14 protein-coding genes are annotated in these 20,185 nt (G+C 39.5%); 3 read left to right on the top strand and 11 right to left on the bottom strand.

Annotated features, from left to right (window positions below):
- Positions 1–9 precede the first annotated feature (9 nt).
- The 8 genes from B4N75_RS01320 to trpS all read right to left on the bottom strand — a co-directional run bounded on the left by B4N75_RS01320 (position 10) and on the right by trpS (position 13,437).
- Positions 10–2,106 carry a tetratricopeptide repeat protein gene (locus B4N75_RS01320; protein ID WP_296706381.1) on the bottom strand — a complete coding sequence of 699 codons (2,097 nt, stop codon included), beginning with the start codon at positions 2,104–2,106 and terminating at the stop codon, positions 10–12.
- 38 nt (positions 2,107–2,144) lie between these two features.
- The gene (locus tag B4N75_RS01315; RefSeq protein WP_296023749.1) at positions 2,145–2,969 is read right to left on the bottom strand and encodes a hemolysin family protein; all 825 of its coding nucleotides are present in this window, start codon (positions 2,967–2,969) and stop codon (positions 2,145–2,147) included.
- 64 nt (positions 2,970–3,033) lie between these two features.
- Positions 3,034–3,510, bottom strand: a complete 477-nt coding sequence (gene ybeY, locus B4N75_RS01310; protein WP_296668264.1) for an rRNA maturation RNase YbeY — start codon at positions 3,508–3,510, stop codon at positions 3,034–3,036.
- The gene (locus B4N75_RS01305) at positions 3,503–5,194 is read right to left on the bottom strand and encodes an HDIG domain-containing metalloprotein (protein WP_296668266.1); all 1,692 of its coding nucleotides are present in this window, start codon (positions 5,192–5,194) and stop codon (positions 3,503–3,505) included. Before B4N75_RS01305 ends, ybeY begins: the two co-directional genes overlap by 8 nt.
- Positions 5,178–6,134, bottom strand: coding sequence for a PhoH family protein (locus tag B4N75_RS01300; RefSeq protein WP_296668268.1), 957 nt, complete (start codon positions 6,132–6,134; stop codon positions 5,178–5,180). Before B4N75_RS01300 ends, B4N75_RS01305 begins: the two co-directional genes overlap by 17 nt.
- Positions 6,135–6,183: 49 nt before the next feature.
- Positions 6,184–9,456, bottom strand: a complete 3,273-nt coding sequence (locus B4N75_RS01295; protein WP_296668269.1) for a hypothetical protein — start codon at positions 9,454–9,456, stop codon at positions 6,184–6,186.
- On the bottom strand, positions 9,437–12,319 hold the full coding sequence (uvrA, locus tag B4N75_RS01290) for an excinuclease ABC subunit UvrA (RefSeq protein ID WP_414718205.1): 2,883 nt from the start codon (positions 12,317–12,319) through the stop codon (positions 9,437–9,439). Before uvrA ends, B4N75_RS01295 begins: the two co-directional genes overlap by 20 nt.
- A 23-nt stretch (positions 12,320–12,342) precedes the next feature.
- Positions 12,343–13,437: a tryptophan--tRNA ligase gene (gene trpS, locus B4N75_RS01285; RefSeq protein WP_296668272.1), complete on the bottom strand. Its 1,095-nt coding sequence runs from the start codon at positions 13,435–13,437 to the stop codon at positions 12,343–12,345.
- Between the two features lie 295 nt (positions 13,438–13,732).
- Between trpS and B4N75_RS01280 the strand changes: the two genes are divergently transcribed.
- Positions 13,733–15,142 carry a bifunctional folylpolyglutamate synthase/dihydrofolate synthase gene (locus tag B4N75_RS01280; protein WP_296706377.1) on the top strand — a complete coding sequence of 470 codons (1,410 nt, stop codon included), beginning with the start codon at positions 13,733–13,735 and terminating at the stop codon, positions 15,140–15,142.
- On the opposite strand, the gene alr is transcribed toward B4N75_RS01280, so the two are convergent.
- Complete coding sequence (alr, locus tag B4N75_RS01275) at positions 15,076–16,245, bottom strand: alanine racemase (RefSeq protein WP_296668276.1); 1,170 nt, start codon at positions 16,243–16,245, stop codon at positions 15,076–15,078. The genes B4N75_RS01280 and alr overlap by 67 nt on opposite strands.
- A 242-nt stretch (positions 16,246–16,487) precedes the next feature.
- Between alr and B4N75_RS01270 the strand changes: the two genes are divergently transcribed.
- Together B4N75_RS01270 and thrC are read left to right on the top strand one after the other, a co-directional pair.
- A complete protein-coding gene (locus B4N75_RS01270) occupies positions 16,488–17,507 on the top strand; it encodes a hypothetical protein (RefSeq protein ID WP_296706375.1) in 1,020 nt (339 codons plus the stop codon).
- Between the two features lie 23 nt (positions 17,508–17,530).
- A complete protein-coding gene (thrC, locus tag B4N75_RS01265) occupies positions 17,531–18,949 on the top strand; it encodes a threonine synthase (RefSeq protein ID WP_296706374.1) in 1,419 nt (472 codons plus the stop codon).
- A gap of 51 nt (positions 18,950–19,000) precedes the next feature.
- On the opposite strand, the gene B4N75_RS01260 is transcribed toward thrC, so the two are convergent.
- A complete protein-coding gene (locus B4N75_RS01260; protein WP_078930028.1) occupies positions 19,001–19,504 on the bottom strand; it encodes a deoxycytidylate deaminase in 504 nt (167 codons plus the stop codon).
- Between the two features lie 9 nt (positions 19,505–19,513).
- Positions 19,514–20,185, bottom strand: a 672-nt coding sequence (locus tag B4N75_RS01255; RefSeq protein WP_296706372.1) for an NCS2 family permease, incomplete at its 5' end; no start/stop codon positions are given.

The following is a 20,185-nucleotide window of genomic DNA, read 5'->3' as shown; positions in this document are numbered from 1 at the left end:
ATTTTCTGACTAGTAAATTTTTCTTATTAAATCCAAAAAAGCCGGAGTTTTTACAAGGCCAAGCTCTTCCGCAGTAAGCTTTTCCGTCCTTGAGTATGGATTTCCGTTTTCATCCGCAGAAGGATTTACATCCGCAGTTACAGACTGAGAACTTTCCTTTTTTTCAGGAATTTTTTTTACCAAAACTTCATCTCCAATATTCACCCGGTCATAAAAACTTTTTTGAGTTAGAATTCCTTGAGAAATTTCTTCATCGCTTTTTTCTATTTCAATCTGCCCAAGAGCAAATTTCTCATCAAAACTTACTCCCGGCTTTGAATCGCAGGTCCGGACATTTCCTTTTTTTACTACGTCCAAAACAGTTCCTTTTTCAATTCCCTCGTTTTTTCCCATGTCAATAAGAATTTCATTTCCGCTTCTTGCAAGAATTTTTCCACGCGCCGGAAGCAAATTCAAGACATTTCTTCTAAAAGAGCGGATTATCGACGAAAACCTGTCATTTCCAGTTCTAAATAGATTAAATTCGCTTATTTTTATTCCGTTTCTGCCATTGTAAACGGCCGCATCAAGACTTACTTCACGCTCAGTTTCCTCAAAATTCATCAAAATAAAATAATCCTGAGAACTTTTTCGTGCCTTCAAAAAAGCCTCTCCAAAGTTCGCAACAGGATTTTTTTCAACATTAACCGCAGTAACCGCAATTCCGTTAAAACTTTCACTTGCCATTTCAGCGGCGATTTCCTGAGAATCTGGATGCAAAAGAACTGCGTTTTGTCTTGTATAATAAAGCCCGATATTCCATCTGATTTTATCAAGATAGAACGGCTCAACATTCCATTTCGCGCTCAGAGAATATTTCATAAGCGAAGAAAGAGCTTCAATAGTATCGTTAGTTTTTGTGTAAGTATATTTTTCTTCATCCGAAAGAGTTTTTTCGTCAATTTTTTCATTATTTTTTATAAACGAAAGCTGCTCCAAATAAAGCTCATTTTGACCGAGTTTGTAAATTTCTGCGGCAAATTCGCTTCTAGCAATTATGTTGTTCGGATCAATTTTTAGGGCGCGCTGATATTCGTACCTTGCCTGCTCGCCTTTGAAAAATTTTGCATATTCCCTCGCCTTTAAAATATGAAACTGCGCCCAAGCTGAACGCCTTGTATCTTCAAGCGGCAAATTTTTATCAACAAGAAGCTCAAGCGCGCTTCGCAGAATTTCATCCTCAGGCTCAATTGCAAGCGCCGCAGACAAAATTTCAAGCGCGGAATCAAAATTTTTCTGACGGGAAAGCGAAAGTCCTTTCAGATACCAGGCTGCAATTGTATTTCGGTCTTTGTCGATAAGATAATCGCAAATATCTATTACTTCATCATATTTTTTTTGTTCATAAAGAATCGAAGAAAGAAGCATATAAGCCTGATAAAAATCAGTCTTTAACTGAAGAGCGGAACGCGCTTTTTTTTCGGCTTCAGCAAAGTCGCCTTTTTTTGCCTTTAAGTACGCTGCAAAATAATAAACTTCACTTTCTGACGGATGGCTTTTTAGAGCCTGTTGAATGTAATTTTCAGAAAGTTCATCTTTTCCCGTTTCCGCAGCAAGAAGCGCAAGCGAAAGAAGAGCTTTTCTGTTTGTTTTTTGACGTTTTAGCGCATCAAGATAAAAACTTCTGGCAGAATCAAAACTTCCGTTGTAAAGCTCAATTTCTGCAAGCCCAAAACGCGACTCAATATTGTTAGGATACTTATGCAAAATTTCCTTAAAAATTTTCTGCGCCTCGTCCAAACGGCGCAACGAAATAAGGCACATTCCGCGCAAATTCAAAACATCGGTGCGGTCTTTTATGAATTTTTGCGCGCTGTCCAGATAATCAAGACAAAGCTCAAAATCATTAAGTTCATAAGTCGCCTTTGCAAGCAAAAACCACGCTTCTCCAAAAGAAGGATTTTCCTGAAGCACAAGCTGAAACTCTTCACTGGCCGAATACCAGTTTTCTTCCGCCTCAAATTCTTGACCGCGCTCATAATGTTTTAAGGCAGAAAGATTTTCGGCCTGCGCAAAAAATGCACAGTGAATAAAAAAAACTAAAATCGGCAAAGCATTTTTTTTCATTTTCTCCCACCCAAAAGTAAATCGAACATCTTTTAACGTTATTCTTTTTCCGATTCTTCTGATTCTGCTTTTTTTATAACTTTAATAAGATTTACGCGGTGGCCTTCCATATCTTGAACGATAAATTCAAAGCCGCCCCAATTAATTTTTTCATATTTTACAGGAATTCTTCCAAAAAGATCGAGGACAAAACCGCCTAGAGTATCAAAATCTTCCGTCGGAAAGTTTGAATTTATGTTTTCGTTCAAATCTTCGAGATTGACCCTTGCGTCGCAAAGCCAAATTTGATTTCCAATCGCAAGAATATCTTCCCTTTCGTTGTCAAATTCGTCCTGAATATCGCCAACGATTTCTTCAATAATGTCTTCCATGCAGACGACACCGCTCACTCCACCATATTCGTCAACGGCAATTGCAATATGAATATGGCGCCTTTTAAACTCGCGCAAAAGTCCGTCGATTTTTTTTGATTCAGGAACAAAATATGCCTTTCTAAGCAGTTTCTCAAGGTCAATTTCCTGATTTTTTGAAATCACGGCAAGCAAATCCTTTACATAAAGAATTCCAAGCACATTGTCGATTGATTCCGAATAAACAGGAAAACGCGAATGTCCGCTTTCTGCAATTTTTGCAAGGAGTTCTTCCTGAGGAGTATCAATCGAAAGAAAGTCGACATCAATCCGGGGAATCATAACTTCCTTTACAGAAGTTTCTGACAAATCCTCGATTCCTTTTATCATATCTTTTTTTTCTTCAATTAAACTTAAATTATCCTGACTTTCTGACTGCTCATTGCCGTTTTTTCCAGAAAAATTTGAATTTGAACCGTCGTCTTTTTTCTTTCCTAAACCAAAAATACTCATAAAATCCCTTTTTATTTTTTAGCGCGTCTTGAAATTTTTAAATCTTAAGACGCGCTTTTAATGCTTAAATAAGATCGGCATCAGAAAAAGTTTTTAAAACTTCTTCCTGTTTTTTCAGCATCGGACTTTTTATTTCAAGACCTTCGCCGACATGCTCTTCTCCGTGATCCATTCCATTTAAATGCAAGGTTCCGTGAATCAAAAGCCTTTTTAATTCTTCATTCTGTGTAACCTTAAAATATTCTGCATTTTTTGGCAATGTATCAAGAGAAATTATAATGTCGCCCGCACTGAACCATTTTATTCCGTTTTCATCAGTGTATTCTTCACCATTTTCAAAGGAAAGAATGTCAGTTGGAGCATCTATTTCACGGTAATTTTTATTCAATTCCTGAATAAACTCATCGTTGCAAAACAAAATCGAAAGTTCCTGACCGTCAAAACCAAGTCTTTTTAAAACTTCCTGTTCATATTTTTCAATTTTTCCAAACCAGGCAGGCTCGCTAAGTCCGTCCTGCATAGAAACAAGAACTCTATTCATTTTTTTCACCTTCAGAATTATTTTTTTCAGAAGTAGAAGAATCCGTTGAATCCTGATTTTGATACTTTATGCGTCCGTGATAATATGCCGCAAGAATCGAAACGAAAGTATTTTTTATTTTTGTCATTTCGCCGTAAGTAAGGGCGCAGTCGTCCAGCTGTCTTGCCGCAATTTTTGCTTCAATCAGCTGCTGAATAAATTTTTCAAGACGCTGTGCTGTTGGCTTTTCCAAAGATTTGCAGGCAGCTTCAACAACATCGGCAAGCATGACTACAGCGCTTTCTTTTGTAGAGGGAAGTTTTCCGTCATAACGGAAATCAGCTTCGTTCGCGTTCGGATCTTTTTCTTTTGCCTTGTTGAAAAAATACGAAATTACAGAATTTCCATGGTGCTCTGCAATAATATTTACAACCTGGGCAGGAAGATGCATTTGATGAGCCTTTTCAACGCTCAGGCGCAAATGACTTTTTATAATTGAAACCGAAAGCGACGGGTTTAAATCCGTATGTTTATTTTCAGAATCAATGTTATTTTCCGTAAAATACTCAGGATGCTCCATTTTTCCAATATCGTGGTAAAGAGCCGCAACTCTCGCCAAAAGCGAATTTGCCCCGATTTCCTTGCAGGCGCTTTCTGCAAGCTGGCTTACCATTATGCTGTGCTGATAAGTTCCGCTGGCTGTAAGCAAAAGTTTTCTCAAGACAGGAGAATTCTGATCGCTTAAATCCATGAGCCTGAAAACCGAAGCCGTATTCATTACAACTTCAAGCGGTGTAAGAAGACCAAGCGCAAGAATACCAGAAATAAAACCGTTAAATGCAACTCCTGCAAGCGGGAATACGCAGTCAGAAAAATTATCATTAAAGATAACTTTTAACACGCAGATATAAATTACGTTCAGAACGGCAACACCTATCGAAGAAAAAATCATATCAATTCTGTTTTCTATCGTACGGAGAATTTTTACGATTGAGAGAGAAGATGCAAGTGTATACAAAAATGGAATCAATTCAAAATTGCAGGCACAGAGCACTCCAAAAGAAATCAATATCGAAAAATAAAGTCCAAAAATCTGTCCAAAAAGAATCGTAATCAAAGCAACGCACAATCCAGAAGGAATAATTACAGGAAGATTGAAAATTCCCTGAAAAAGCGGAGCCTTGTCGCCAAAACAGGCAACTCCAAAAACAACTACAAAAAGCAGAGAGGCAAGAATAATTTCTTTAAGCTCAACCTTGCGTCCTAGGCAGACAGGAGAAAAAAGCAAAAATGCCATCGCAGAAACAAGCATAAGAAACAGAATATTGTCCGCGAAAACCCTGTAATCAATGTAGGACGGAGATGCCGCCATCTTTCGCAGTTTTAAATAATCCTCTTCCGCAATTGGAAAACCTTTTCTTATTACTTTTTCGCCTTCTTCGACCGCAATCGGAAACTGATCATCGGCTGCAAGATTTGTCGTAGCAATGATTGTCTTGTCGGCAACCATTCCCGGTTCATATTCGTCAATCGAAAAAGAAGCAATAGTCTGCCGCGTGCTCGCGTCAAAATAAACAATTACGGCAGAAACCAAAAATGTAATTGAAAAAACAAGCAGAATCGCCCAGTTCTTCTTTACATATTCAAGTGCAGAATGAAATAAATCATAAAAAAAAGAATTTTTTCCGTTATTCGCTTTTGTCATTTTCATAAGCCTGTACAATTTTTTTAACAAGCGGTGAACGAACGACATCTTCGCCGTCAAGTTCAACCATGCTTATTTCTTCTATACTTTTTAAAATTTCAAGTGCCTGAACCAGACCAGATGGAATTTTTTTCGGAAGATCTATTTGAGTAATATCTCCCGTTATAAACACTTTTGAATTCTCTCCGGTTCGGGTAAGGAACATTTTCATCTGTTCACACGTCGTATTCTGCGCTTCGTCAAGAATTACAGCCGCATTGCTCAAGGTACGTCCGCGCATATAAGCCAAAGGCGCAACTTCAATTATACCATTCTCCTGAAATTTTTTCACCATTTCTGAAGGAATACAGGCGCTCATAGAATCATAAAGGGGCCTTAAATAAGGATTTATTTTGTCCTGCATATCTCCCGGCAAAAAACCAAGACTTTCTCCAGCCTCGACAACCGGACGCACAAGAATAATTGAACTTATTTTATGGCTTAAAAGAAGACGCAGGCTTTCTGCAACGGCAAGAAAAGTTTTTCCGCTTCCTGCAGGACCTGTTGCAAAAACCATGTCATTTTTTCGGAACGACTGGATGAGTTTTGCCTGATTTTTTGTTTTTGGATAAATTTTTCTCGTGCTTCCTGGAATTGAAATTGAAAATTTCTGAGCATCAAAATTTTCAACTCCAGTATTCAGAACAGATTCAATCAGTTCGGAACCAGAAATACTGTTTTCAAGCCTATTCTCAGAGATTTCATCGCTAAGACGGTCGATTATGAACTTGAATTTCTGCTGAATTTCAGCGGAAGCTTCAGCAATTGAAAGTTCGTTTCCTTTTGTAAAAATGCTGACTCCAAGATGCTGTTCGATGAGCTTTAAATTGCTGTCATTCGTTCCACAAACCTGAGAAAGAATCTCCGGATCTGAAAGAACTATAGTAAATTCGTTTTCCAATTTGCTTATTCTATCACCTTTCTTTAAAAAAATCATCAAAAAACTGAATTTATTTTAAACTCCATTCTCCATATTCATCAAGAATTTCCGTCTTCATTCCTGACATTGGCCGCCAGCTTACGCTCAAAGAAAAATACGGACTAAAGTCGTAATGCGCCTGCTGGCTAGAAGTTGCAGAAATGTAGCGCGGTGAAATTTTAAACGAACAGTTCAAATCCCAATCGTCAAGATCGTGAGTTATCGACATTACAAGAGATTTTAGCTTAAAGGCGGAATTTTTCCGTTTTTCGTCGCTATCAAGCCTGAATGAATCTATTAAATCATTCAAAACATTTCTTTCTCCGTTGTTTCCGTAATAATAGGCATAATCTGAATCTGAACAGAAATATCTGTAAATTACGTTGTTGCGGCTTTCAGAACTGAATGAAAAATCAAGAAGCTCATTTATCTTAAAAGTAATCTTCGGTATAAAAACAAAATAACTGCTTGTCGGACGCACAAAATCATAGACAAAACTTGTAGAAAGTGACGGTGTCCACGAAATTTTGTCGGTCCAGTGCTTGAACGTTTTTGAAGGACTTGTGTACGCAAAACTCAACGAATATGGCTGGAATTTTTTGTCTGAAGTTGACTTCCATCCTTTTCGGCTGGTTATATCTCCGTTTGAATCATATTCAACGTCAAATTCATAAACATTTGAATAACTCATTGTATATGCAAGCTGCGCGCCATAACCGCTCAAAGAAAATTTAAAGGAATCGTGCTCTTCCTCTTCCCAATCATAAACGTAAGACTGAGAAAGACTCAATTTGCTGTTAAAAAACTTAAATGAAAGCGACTGCGAAATATCGTTTTTTACCCAGGTGTCGTCAGTAGAACTTTTTTGCTTGATTCCTGTTCCGACAGAAAAAGTTGTGTACGGAAAATTAAGCGAAAAAACGCCTGTGTAAGAATCAACCTGAGGAGGAAGAGTTGTCGTAAGCGAAAGCTGCTGTCCAAAATCCCCTTCATTTGCAGCAAGAACAAGATTCAGATTATGTGTCGTTACACATTCTTCGTCGGTCAAATCCATCGTAAGATATTCCCACTCAGGATTGTTTACGTCGTCGCTTATGTATTTTGTCTGGATCATTTTTACGGTCGTATTCCATGTGAGGGCCGTATTTGAAAAATAATTCGTGTAATAGAGAGGCTTAAAAGTAAGCGCGTTCGTGTCCGTCAAATCGAGTTTTCTTGCATTGTAGTCGGCTTTTTTAATCGAAGCAATTGAAGATTCAGAATATCCTCCGTCCGAAGTGTCGTTGTTCAGATAAGGATGCTTTTGAAAAACCGGATTGAACGTAAAAGTGTCTGCAAGCGAAAGAAAGCTGTCTTTATAACCGAGATTGCTCGTCAAAGTTGCCGGAGCTTTTACCTGAATATAAGTTGCCTGGACAGTCCGCCAATCAAAATCTTCAGGAATCTTTAAATTTGAAGATGAATATGAAATTTGTGAAGTAAAATCCGGCGAAATACTGTAACCGAGTTTGTAGGTAATTCCATTTAAGCTGCGTACAGAACCGTTCAACGTGGCAATCGATGGAAGAGCAGACTCATCAAAAAGAATATTTTCTTCAGAATCGGAACTTTCTTCTTTTTTGTCAGAATTTTCTTCATTTTTTTTGTCATCAAATTCAAGAGGCGGCAATAAAGAAAGCGAAACTGACTGTTTTTTTGAAGATGCCGAAGCCTTCGGATACTGAAAAATCGTTCCAGAAATTTTTGCGCCGATTTTAAAAGGCGTAACCTGGCTCGGATAGTAAAAATATCGTTCTGGAGTATAGCTCGCCCATGCCGAGTCATTCCTGTATTCATCACGGTCAGTCAAGGCCGCCGATTGGGAAGAAAAAACTATCGAAGAAGAAAAACTAGAAATTGAAAGAGTAGAAACAAAAGGCTTTATGAATTCCGGCAATTTGAAAGTATAAGAGCCGTTTAAATTCCAGTTAAATGAAGAAACCGTCGTAACGCTGTCTTCTTCAGAATCGTCAGTTGCAACACCAGACATAAGAAAGTCAATCCAGTCCATTGTCTCCGCGCGATTGTTAAAATCATAGTCAAAATATGGATCCGAATAAAGCGGCATTGAAAGCGTAAGGTTGAACGGAGAAGAAATCGAAAGCTTTAGGTTAAACTGATAACGGAACGGCAAAGTATAGCCCATCAAGTTTGAAGAATCCAGGACCTTATCTCCAAGCTGGTTGTACGGAAGATAAGCCGAATTGTTTTTAAAAATAGTATTGCTAAATCCAAGTTCTGTATTGAATTGAAGATCTGAAAGTATCTTGGAAGGTTTTAGCACAACGTCAGCGCCGACCATCGCTCCCAAATTTGCATAATAGTCCGCCATAATTTTTACATGATTTGTAGTGTCGCCTTTAAAATCCGCATCAAGATTATGAAGCACGATTCCTTCACGCACCTGCTCTTTCATAGAGTCGGTTTTCATAAAGCTGAAAGGATTTATTTTATCATCATCGTCAGAATTCGAGCTGTCATTTGTAGATTTTGCGTCCGCAGGTTTCCGGCCATAAAGATAAGTTGTCGTATTTATAAAATATCCCTCGCGGAATTTATAGCCCATCGCAGGATTAAAAATCAATTCGTCTTTCGGATAATAAAAAGCAGGAAGATAAATCAAAGGCACACGGCCAACATAAAGAAGCGCGCTAAAAAAGGCAAATTCTCCGCCCGGCAAAAGCCAAATTCTCCGCGCGCGGATTTTCCAATGAGGATTCTCATCGTCGCAAAAAGTAAGCTCGCCGCCTTTAAAAGCGATTGTTCCTCCGGAATCCCTGCCGAAAATTTCACTTGCAACAATCAAAGTAGAGCCGGAAGGAAGATTTATTGCATCTGATGAAGTTTGAACTGCACGGCCGTTGTCAAAAACTCCCTCAAAGGTCGAAGTATTAAAAAGAAGACTGTTTGCGGTGATTTTTTCTCCGCCGGCAGAAGACGAGCCGCTCTGTTCAAGACAGACGTTTCCTTCCGCATAAAGCATTTCCGAAGAACGGTTGTAGTTTATTCTGTCAGCAGAAACTGTTGTTTTGTCATTTCCGCGAGAAACAGAAATTACGACATTTCCAGAAAGAATAATGCAGTCGCCGCCAGAAAGCTGATCTTTTTTGTACTCAGATTTTTCGGCAGATTCAATATTTATGACAGAAACCTGCCCTTCAGCCGAAGATTCTTTACAAAAAGCAAAAGACACAAGAGAAAAAAATAAAAATATTAAAAGCGCTTTTTTTCTCATTGCAAGACCGTCAGTTTTTGTGCGCCGCATTTAACGTTTCTTCAAGATATTTTCCTGTCCAGCTTCCAGTTTTTTTCCAGTTTGCAACAATGTGTTCAGGAGTTCCAAAGTCAACAATCTGACCGCCACCAGTTCCACCTTCAGGACCAAGATCAATAATCCAGTCCGCCTGAGCAATTACGTCGAGGTTATGTTCAATCATAACGACAGAATTTCCCTTGTCCACAAGTTTTTGAATAACTTCCATTAGAACCTTTACATCTGCAAAATGAAGTCCTGTTGTAGGCTCGTCAAGAATGTAGAGAGTTTTTCCTGTTGAAGGACGGGCAAGTTCCGTTGCAAGTTTTACACGCTGAGCTTCTCCGCCAGAAAGAGTAAGCGCGCTCTGTCCAAGCTGAATGTAACCAAGTCCGACATTTTTAAGAGTTTCTAGTTTTCTTGAAATATGCGGAATCGCGGCAAAAAAATCAGCAGCTTCCTCAATCGTCATATTCAAAACATCAGAAATATTTTTTCCGTGGTAGCGGACGTCCAAAGTCTCGCTGTTAAAACGCTGACCGTGGCACACATCGCACTGAATAAAAACATCCGGCAAAAAGTTCATTTCGATAGTAAGAGTTCCGGCGCCCTGGCATTTTTCGCACCGCCCGCCTTTTACGTTAAAACTAAACCGGCCTGGAGTATAGCCTTTAGCCTTTGAATCAGGAAGCGTGCTAAAAAGCTCGCGGATCGCATCAAAAACTCCGACATAGGTTACAGGATTTGAACGCGGAGTTCTTCCGATCGGGCTTTGGTCGATATTTATGACCTTATCGATATTTTCAATTCCAAGAATTTCATCATGAAGCCCCGGCTTGTAGCTTGTCTTCATCAATTTATTTGAAACAACAGGATAAAAAATATCGCTCAAAAGTGTCGATTTTCCAGAACCGCTAACTCCTGTTATGCAGGTAAAGGTTCCAAGAGGAATGTCGACCGAAATATTTTTTAGATTGTGTTCGCGCGCACCTTTTATTGAAATAAAACTTCCATTTCCTTCCCGCCGCTTTTCCGGCAGCTGCATATAAAGCTTTCCGCTCAAATAACGTCCAGTAACGCTTTGTTCAACCTGCATTACCTGCTGAGGAGTTCCACTTGCAATCACTTTTCCGCCATGAACGCCAGCTCCAGGACCTATATCAACAATCCAGTCGGCAGTACGCAAAGTCTGTTCATCGTGTTCAACAACAATTACAGTATTTTTTAAATCCCTAAGGTAATTAAGAGTGTCGATAAGCCTCTGGTTGTCGCGCTGATGAAGTCCAATGCTCGGTTCGTCCAAAATATACATAACACCAGTAAGACCAGAGCCAATCTGAGTTGCAAGACGAATTCTCTGGGCTTCTCCGCCAGACAAAGTTCCTGCAGAACGGTCAAGTGTAAGATATTCAAGTCCGACATTCTTCAAAAAATTTAAACGGGCATTTATTTCTTTTAAAAGCTGAACCGCAATTTTTTTCTCCGTTTCAGAAAGTTCAAGCTGCTTAAAAAACTCAATGCTGTCCGCAACGCTCAGACTGCAAAGTTCAATTATATTCTTTCCTCCGACAGTAACGCCAAGCGCTTCTTTTCTAAGACGCATTCCATGGCAGGATGAACACTCGGAAACAGACATATAGTTTTCTTCAATCCGCACACGCTGAGATTCCCCCCAGGCTTCATTGTGCCGTCTTTTCATTTCCGAAAGAATTCCTATCCACGGACGGTTGTATTCAGAAAAGCCTTCTCCGCTCTGTTTTTTGTAAATCCAGCGGATATTTTTAGTCAAATCGCCATTCCACAGGCTGTCAAACTGTTCGCGGGTCAAATCTTTTATCGGAGTATCAAGAGTCCAGCCGTTTTCTTTTGCAATCGCCTGAAACATCGCCTGATTCCATTCGCTCGACGGATTAAAAAACGGAAACGCCCCCTGGTTAAAGCTTAGAGAAGAATCCGGAAGTATTTTTTTTGAATCCCATTCCATTTTTTCACCAAGTCCAGTACATTCCTGGCAAGCTCCAAAAGGATTGTTGAACGAAAAAAGTCTCGGCTGCAGTTCCGGAATAGAAATTCCGCAGTCCGGGCAGGCATTTTTTTGAGAAAAAAACACTTCTTCTTCATGCCAGCCTTTTTCGCTGCTGTCATTTACACGCCTTAAAACAACAAGAACTCCGTCAGAACTTTTCAAGGCAGTTTCAACAGATTCGGCAAGACGTTTTCTTGAGTCATCTTTCAATGCAATTCTGTCAACGACAATTTCAATCGTATGCTTTTTCTGTTTGTCGAGTTTTATTGAATCGTCCAGTTCAACCATAAGTCCGTCGATTCTTGCGCGAACAAAACCTGATTTTTTTGCATCGTCAATGATTTTTTGATGTTCGCCTTTTTTTCCATGAATTACCGGAGCCAAAAGCGTAATTCTTGTTCCTTCGCCCCAGTCCATGATCGAATCGATAATCTGATCGTCAGACTGCTCCTTAATTTCTCTTCCGCAGACAGGACAATGCGCATGCCCGGTTCTTGCAAACAAAAGACGGTAATAGTCGTAAATTTCGGTAACTGTTCCAACTGTAGAGCGAGGATTATTATGAGTTGTTTTCTGCTCGATAGAAATTGCAGGCGAAAGTCCTTCAATCTGATCGACATCGGGTTTGTCCATGCTTCCCAAGAACTGCCGGGCATAAGAAGAAAGAGATTCCATATATCGCCTTTGTCCTTCGGCAAAAAGCGTATCAAAAGCAAGCGATGATTTCCCAGAACCGGAAAGTCCCGAAATTACTACAAGCTTATTTCTCGGAATTTCTATGCTTATATTTTTTAAATTGTGAACACGGGCGCCATGAATTACAATTTTTTCGCCCTCAACCCTATTTATGCTTTGCAATTAAGTTACCCTTATTAAATTTCCATATTCATTACAGCACGAACTTCTTCCAGCGTCTTTACGGCAATCTCGCGGGCCTGGACAACACCTTTTTTGAGGACGCTTCTAATATAGTCCATATTACTTTCGAGTTCGGCGCGTTTTGCGCGCAAAGGACGCAATTCTTCGTTCAAAGCTTCTGTCAGCACAGATTTCAGCATACCGCCGCCACCATCGCCAATTCTCTCGGCAATAGCTTCAGGCTCTTCTCCAGTACAAAGAGAAATTATCTGCAAAAGATTGGCAACTTCAGGACGGTTTACAGGATCATAAGAAATATGACGCTCCTGATCTGTTTTTGCTTTTTTTATGAGCTTTGCAGTCTCATCTTCGCTTGCACAAAGCATAATCGTATTCCCAAGCGATTTTGACATTTTTGCAGAACCATCAAGACCTTTTATCATTGGAGTTTTAGAAAGCAAGGCGTAAGGCTCTGGAAAAATAGGATTCTTCGGGCAAAATTTATTGTTAAAACGTCTGGCAATAAGACGCGCAACTTCAAGATGAGGAAGCTGGTCTTTTCCGACAGGAACGACATTTCCCTTACAAAAAAGAATATCAACCGCCTGATGCACAGGATACGTAAGCATTCCGGCATTCACCGATTTCATTCCAGATTTTTCAATCTCGTCCTTTACAGTCGGATTCCGGTCAAGCTCAGAACTAGAAACAAGAGTCAAAAAAGGAACCATAAGCTGGTTTGCCTCTGGAACGTGGCTGTGCGGATAAATGCAGACATCTTTTCCAGGTTCAATTCCCGCGGCAAGATAATCAATTACAAGCTGCTTTGTATTCTGACTGATTTTGTCAAATGCGTCGTGATCCGTCAAAACCTGATAATCGGCAATCAAAATCATAGTCGGAACGCCAAGCTTAGAAAGGCGGACACGATTTTTAAGCGAACCAAAATAATGTCCAATATGAAGATTTCCGGTCGGACGGTCGCCTGTCAAAACACGGTATTTTTTCGGATTAACAACAATATCTTTTTCAATCATTTCAGATTTTCTAACCGCTTCGGCAAGAATTTTATCGGCATTATTTTCAAGTTTTTCCTCAGTCTGAGACATTTTATTTTCCCTGCAAAAATCAAAATTAAAGCAACATAAAAAGTTACATTAAAATTATATAAAACTTCAGCATTTTCTTCAATTAAGAACAAAAAAAATCAAGAATGAAGCACAGCTTCCTTTCAAACCGGCTCTTACTGCAAGTCCTCCTCGCTTCGCTCGTCCGGTCTTTCCGTGGCGATCCGGGCTAAGTTTTCCGGCCTAACAAAAAAAATGCGCACGAGTTTTCTCATGAGCGGACTTATTTTCTTTCAAACACTTTTCTTAAACATTTGTTTTAATTAAAATCATTTCTATGACAAAAAACACCGCACCTTCTTCTCCTTATCTTGCAAATTTTGAAAACTGGCTCGATTCATTCTTGAATTTTGAAAAACTTCCGCAAAAAAACATGTTCTGGCTCGACACAATGGAACACTTTGCAAAACTCGCAGGCAACCCAGAACTCTCATATCCAACATTTCACGTCGCAGGCTCAAAAGGAAAAGGCTCAACATCCGCATTCATAGCCTCAATTCTCGAAGAAGCAGGCTTAAAAACCGGACTTTACAGCTCGCCGCACATTGAAAACTTTCTGGAGAGAATCACCCAAAATCAAAATTTTTTGTCCAAAAAAAACTATGAAGACGCAGCAGAAGAGCTAAAGTGTCTAATAAACTGCACTGATTCAAAAACTTTCTTAAAAAACCGCCCAATTACATGGTTTGAGCTCGTAACGCTCTATTCTTTTCTATGCTTCAGAAAAGCAAAACTTGATGCGGCTGTTTTTGAAGTCGGACTCGGAGGAAGGCTCGACGCGACAAACGTCATAAAGCCAAAAGCCTGCTGCATAGGCCCAATTGAACTCGAGCACACAGAATATCTCGGAGACACAGTAGAAAAAATCGCGGCAGAAAAAGGCGGAATTATAAAAGAAAGAACTCCTGTTTTTATAGCACCGCAAATTCCATCCGTAAAAGAAGTCTTTAAATCAATCGCAGCCCGAAAAGACGCAAAAATATTTTTTGTCGATGAAATTTGCAAAATTAGTACAAAAATTTACACATCATCGGAAAAAATAAAGACTAAAATGGCTATCTCATCTTCGTTTTTTTCCCGCCCATTAACCGCGGAGCTAAATCTTGCAGGAGAATTTCAGGCTCAAAACGCAGCGCTTGCGGCTCTGGCAGTAAAAACCGCATTTCCAGAAATTTCAGAAGATATTATCGAAAAAGGCCTTTCAAAAACTTCGCTTCCAGCCCGTTTTGAGCTTGTAAAAAGTCCTCAGAATTTCAGCAAAATTCCTTATCTTATTCTGGACGGAGCGCACACGCCAAAAAGCATAAAATTAACATTGGAAACAGTAAAAAACGCAAAAATAAAAATCGACGCCCTTCTTTTTGCCTGCGCCCAGGACAAGCACAGCAAAGAAATCGCAGAACTATTTTCACAGAGCATATGTACAGATTCTCAAAATTTTCAAAAAATATTTTTGACAGTTCCAGGCAATATAAAAAAATCAGACCTGTCAGAGGTCGAAAATTCGTTTGTTTCTGCAGGTCTTTTATTTGATTCAGATTCGAATTACAAAAAACAAATCGAGAAAGTTCTTGATTTTTGCAATTCAAACAAAAAAACTTTGCTCATAACAGGCTCGTTTTATCTGGTTGCGGAGGTTACAAAAATTCTAGGCACACGCTTTGAAACTCCACATGTAATTTCATAGCTGATAGTTCCTGTCATATCGGCAATTTTTTGAGCGCTTTGCAAAGCTCCGCTTTCTTCAGGTCCAAAAATTACGGCTTCACAATAACGTTCAATATTACTGTCTTCTCCAAGCTCAATCATACACTGATCCATACATATTCTTCCGCAGACAGGATAATTTTTTCCATTAATTGCAACATAAAGTTTTTTGCCATCTTCATTAAAACAGCGAAAAAGTCCATCTGCATAACCAATTGGAAGAACTCCGATTTTTGTTTTTTTAGAAGAAGTCCATCTTCTGCCATACGAAACAGACCTGTCTTTTTCAAATTCGCGGATTGCGACAACCTTTGTTACAAGCTCCATAACAGGTTTTAAGAAAGTTTTTTCACCAAGTTTTTCAAAATATTTTTTATCAACCTGACCTGGATAATATCCGTATGCAATAATTCCAGGACGGCACATATCAAGGTGCATTTCTGGATGAGTCAGTGTAAGCGCCGAATTTGAGCAGTGGCGGATTCCAGGATCAATTCCTTCTTTTTTTACGTTTTCAACCGCTTCCAAAAACAATTTGAACTGTTTTTCCGTATACTCACAATTTTCAGGCTGGGTACTGTCTGCGACAGAAAAGTGAGTGCATATTCCGCCCATTTTCAAAACACCTGTTTCTGCGATTTTTTTTGCAACTTTTCCGGCATCTTTTGCAAGACAGCCAAGTCTTCCCATTCCGGTGTCAACCGCCAGGTGAACGTTAAAGCCGTTTTTTTTGTATTTTTTTGCAGCTTCCGCAACAAAGCCGATGTATTCTTCATCAAAAACAAGAGGCGTAAGCTCATTTTTTACAACCTCTTCCATTTCTTCTTTCTGGCACAAGCTCAAAACAAAAATTCCGACTTTTATTCCTGCAAGCCGAAGCTCAATGCCTTCACCCACAGTCGCAACAGCAAGAAAATCCGCTCCGCACTCAACGGCGGTTTTTGCGCATTCTACGGCGCCATGACCGTAGGCGTCAGCCTTTACCGCAACACACATCTTTGCATTTTTGTTTATTTTTGAGCGAATATATTCAAGGTTATATTTTAAATTTTCAAGGTGAATTCTAGCGAATGTCGGTCTCATTTTTATGCCTCGTCTTTTTTTTTAATTTTGCATTATTAAAAGTGAATTCTCAGCCCCACTGACTAAATGATAGGTTTTTGAAACTTTTTTAGCAATATTTTGAACTGATAAAACTTCCATAAATTTAATTTTTTTACTGCCTGTTTTTTTATTGAGAAAAACTTGATTTTAGGATAAAATTAGAAGGTATGCTATTTTTCCCATAAAAAAATACATATGGCAAAAATTTATCTGGAGACATCATGAAAAAATCACTTTCTGTAACTTTAAGCATTGCGACATCAGTTGCTTTTTTTATAACATCCTGCGCATCAGCTCCAAAAGACCAGCCGCAGCCTCAAATCGAGCAGGCTGAAGAAATTGAGCGCCCAAAAACACCTCAGGTTCCTAGAAAACTCAATGTTGTAAACAGCTCTGTTTCGGCACAAAAAGAAGAAACCGAAGAATCAATATATGCAAAAAAAATTGAGGGGATCAAACTTTCAGTTGTTTCAAGTCCAAAAGAAACAACAAAAGGAAAGGCTTTTTCTTCGCCATTCGTTTTTAAAGCAGAAAAAACAGACGGAACTCCGGCTGCAGGCCTTGAGCTCTCAATAAGTTTTCCTGAAACAAAAATTAACGGTCAGCCGACATTTTCTCTGGCAAATCTTACGACAAATTCTTCTGGAACTGTAATTTTCGTACCTGCAACTCCGACATTTTCGTTTAACAGCGAAATAAGTGTTTATCCTTCCGGCGATGTTACAAACGCAGAAATTGCAAAACTCGCAGAAAAAGTTTCTGTAAGCGCGCCTTACAAAGTTAAGACAAACCTCTACTCACGTGGCGGAACTGTCGCAATCGTAGATTTCAATGCATCAGGAAAACCGATTTTAAGCAATTCAGTTTCTTCGTCAAACCTTCTTATGGCGCTTATGCGCTCAGGTTTTGTAAGAATCGGAAATGCTGATTTTTCAAATGCAATTTTGACAGACGACATTCCGACAGTCTATAAAACCGCGTCAAATCTCGTAGGTTCAAATTCTGCATATCTTATTTTTGGAAAAGTAAAATATCTTACACCAATTGTAAAAAATGCTGACCAAAAATACACGCTCACGATCGAAGGAAACCTTACCTGTCTTGATATGAAAAATGGCTCGATTTTATGCGAACTGCGCAGCACAGCTACGGTAACAGAAGATAAAGATTGGAACTGCCTTAATTCTGCAAGAAAACTTTTGGCAGAAAATCTGGCGCACGAAATAATCTACGGACTTTAATTTATAAAAGTGAGGATAAACAGATGATTTTCACAGACACAAGAGACAAATCTGTAAAGACAGATTTAAAAACCGCTGTAGTCAGCGGCATGAATGAAAAAACCGGAGGACTTTATATTCCGGTCGATTTTCCAGAACTTGATAAATCATTTTTAAATAAAAATCCGGAGCCAAACCTTCGCGATATTGCTTTTGAAATGGCAAAACCTTACGTTGAAGGAGAAATTCCAGAAAACGATCTTAAAAAACTCATAAACGATGCCTATCCTTTCCCTGCTAAGGTTTCAGGTCTCGACCCGAATTCATACGTTCTCGAACTTTTTCACGGTCCAACATGCGCATTCAAAGACTTCGGTGCTCGTTTTATGGCACGTGTAATGTCATATTTCAACCGCAACGAAGACAAACCGCTCCATATTCTCGTTGCAACTTCTGGAGATACAGGTTCTGCCGTAGGTAGCGCATTTCACAATGTTCCGGGGCTTGATGTTACAATTTTGTATCCAGAAGGAAAAATTTCACCGCTTCAGGAAAAACAGCTTTCAACTTTTGACGGAAACGTCCGTGCTCTAAGAGTAAAAGGCACGTTCGATGACTGCCAAAAACTTGTAAAAACAGCATTTACAGATAACGAGCTTCGCGCCTCACTTCGCCTCTCATCTGCAAATTCAATAAATATCAGCCGCCTTCTTCCTCAGAGTTTTTATTATATGTACGCTTCGCTCTACGTAAAAAACAGAGCATGGCAGTACAATAGAATTGAAAATCCTTCTATAATTATGGTTGTTCCAAGCGGAAATTTCGGAAACCTGACATCTGGACTTATCGCAAAAAAAATGGGCGCTCCAATCACAGGTTTTGTCGCTGCAACAAATACAAACCGAACAATTCCAGACTGGATTGCAACAGGAGACTACAAAGCCCGACCTTCAGTAACAACCTATGCAAACGCGATGGACGTTGGTGCTCCAAGCAATTATGAGCGAATTTCAGCAATGTATTCTCTTGACGATGTACGCCATCTATTTGCTTCTTATTGGCTTGATGACAGCGGAATCATCGATTCAATCAAAGACTGCTATGCAAAAACAGGCTACACTATCGATCCTCATGGAGCTGTCGGCTGGAAAGCATGGAGCGATATTAAAAACGGAGCCATGGCAGAACTTGCACAGGGCAAAAAACATGATTACACAAAACCTGGTCTTACACCAAATCTCCCTGACTGGGCAGATGATGTAATTTCTAGGAAAAACGCAATCGGCGTAGTTTTGGAAACAGCCCATCCTGCAAAATTCGGCTCAATAGTCGAAAAGGCAATCGGCTCAAAACCAATAATTCCAGACAGGCTTGAAAAAGTTATGCGCCTCGAAGACAAATCAATTCAAATGGAAAACAACTACAGCCAGTTCAAATCATGGCTGCTTGAAAACTTAAAATAAAACAAAAAAAAGGCTGTCTGAAAAGTAAAACTTCCAAGACAGCCTTTTTTATTACATATTTTCGTAAGTCTGGACATTATCTTCCAAATGTTCAATCGCTATTCCAGCTTCCTCAAGCATTTTTAGGCTGTCGGCTTCATCATGGTAGTGTTTTTCACACACAACCCTTTTTATTCCGCAGTTAATTAAAAGCATTGCGCAGGTTCTGCACGGAGTCATTTTGCAGTAAACAGTACCGCCGTCAATAGAAATTCCACGTTTAGCAGCCTGGCAGATTGCATTCTGCTCCGCATGAACGGTTCTTACACAATGCTGGCTGACAGTTCCGTCACTGTGCAGCATTTTTTTTAGAAGGTGGCCTGCTTCATCGCAATGCGGAAGCCCCGCAGGGCTTCCAACATATCCGGTAACAAGAATCTGATGATCTCTTGCAATCACGCAGCCAGAACGGCCTCTGTCGCAAGTCGCACGTTTTGCAATAGTTCTTGCAACTTCCATAAAATATTCATCCCAGGTCGGGCGTAAATATTTTTCTTTGTTTGAAGATTCGTTCATACTAAAAAACTAGATAGCTTTTATTGCAAGGGCAAAAACAAATACGGCAGCAAGAATCCACGTAACAGGAGAAATCTCCTTTGCTTTTCTACCAGCAACTTTAGAAATTACATAAGCGATCATACCAAAGGCAATACCCTTAGAAATAGAATATCCGAAAGGCATTACAAGAATTGTTATAAAGGCAGGAATTCCGTCAGTTATTTCGCTAAATTTGATTGAAGTTACAGACTGCATCATCAAAAATCCGACAAAAATCAAGGCAGGAGCCGTAGCACAAGAAGGAACAAGAGCAAAAAGCGGAGTAAACAACAGGGCCAAAACAAAGAAACCTGCAGTAACAACAGAAGAAAGACCTGTGCGGGCACCGGCAGCGACACCGGCAGAAGATTCAACGTAAGAAGTTACAGTTGAAGTTCCAAGACAAGCACCGGCAACTGTACCAATCGCATCGGCAAGAAGAGCATTCTTTACATTAGGAATATTGCCCTTTTCGTCAATAAGCTTAGCCTGCTCAGCAACGCCCATCAAAGTTCCAATAGTATCAAAAATATCAGTAAAAAGGAAAGTAAAGAAAACTCCGAAGAATTTCAGCGTAAGAACATCTGAAAATTCAAATCTAAAAAGAAACGGAGCATGAGGAACAGAAACAGGTTTAAAATTTTCAGGAACAGCCGTAAC

The organism is Treponema sp. UBA7570 (assembly GCA_002477955.1).
In the GTDB taxonomy this organism is placed as follows: Bacteria; Spirochaetota; Spirochaetia; order Treponematales; family Treponemataceae; genus Treponema_D.
This window is presented reverse-complemented; position numbering and strand designations above follow the sequence as displayed.

Coding starts and splice junctions, on each gene's coding strand:
- B4N75_RS01320 (WP_296706381.1), bottom strand. CDS start 2,106: ATGAAAAAAAATGCTTTGCCGATTTTAGTTTTTTTTATTCACTGTGCA.
- B4N75_RS01295 (WP_296668269.1), bottom strand. CDS start 9,456: ATGCGGCGCACAAAAACTGACGGTCTTGCAATGAGAAAAAAAGCGCTT.
- trpS (WP_296668272.1), bottom strand. CDS start 13,437: ATGTCTCAGACTGAGGAAAAACTTGAAAATAATGCCGATAAAATTCTT.
- thrC (WP_296706374.1), top strand. CDS start 17,531: ATGATTTTCACAGACACAAGAGACAAATCTGTAAAGACAGATTTAAAA.
- B4N75_RS01260 (WP_078930028.1), bottom strand. CDS start 19,504: ATGAACGAATCTTCAAACAAAGAAAAATATTTACGCCCGACCTGGGAT.
- B4N75_RS01270 (WP_296706375.1), top strand. CDS start 16,488: ATGAAAAAATCACTTTCTGTAACTTTAAGCATTGCGACATCAGTTGCT.
- B4N75_RS01280 (WP_296706377.1), top strand. CDS start 13,733: ATGACAAAAAACACCGCACCTTCTTCTCCTTATCTTGCAAATTTTGAA.
- ybeY (WP_296668264.1), bottom strand. CDS start 3,510: ATGAATAGAGTTCTTGTTTCTATGCAGGACGGACTTAGCGAGCCTGCC.
- B4N75_RS01315 (WP_296023749.1), bottom strand. CDS start 2,969: ATGAGTATTTTTGGTTTAGGAAAGAAAAAAGACGACGGTTCAAATTCA.
- alr (WP_296668276.1), bottom strand. CDS start 16,245: ATGAGACCGACATTCGCTAGAATTCACCTTGAAAATTTAAAATATAAC.
- B4N75_RS01305 (WP_296668266.1), bottom strand. CDS start 5,194: ATGACAAAAGCGAATAACGGAAAAAATTCTTTTTTTTATGATTTATTT.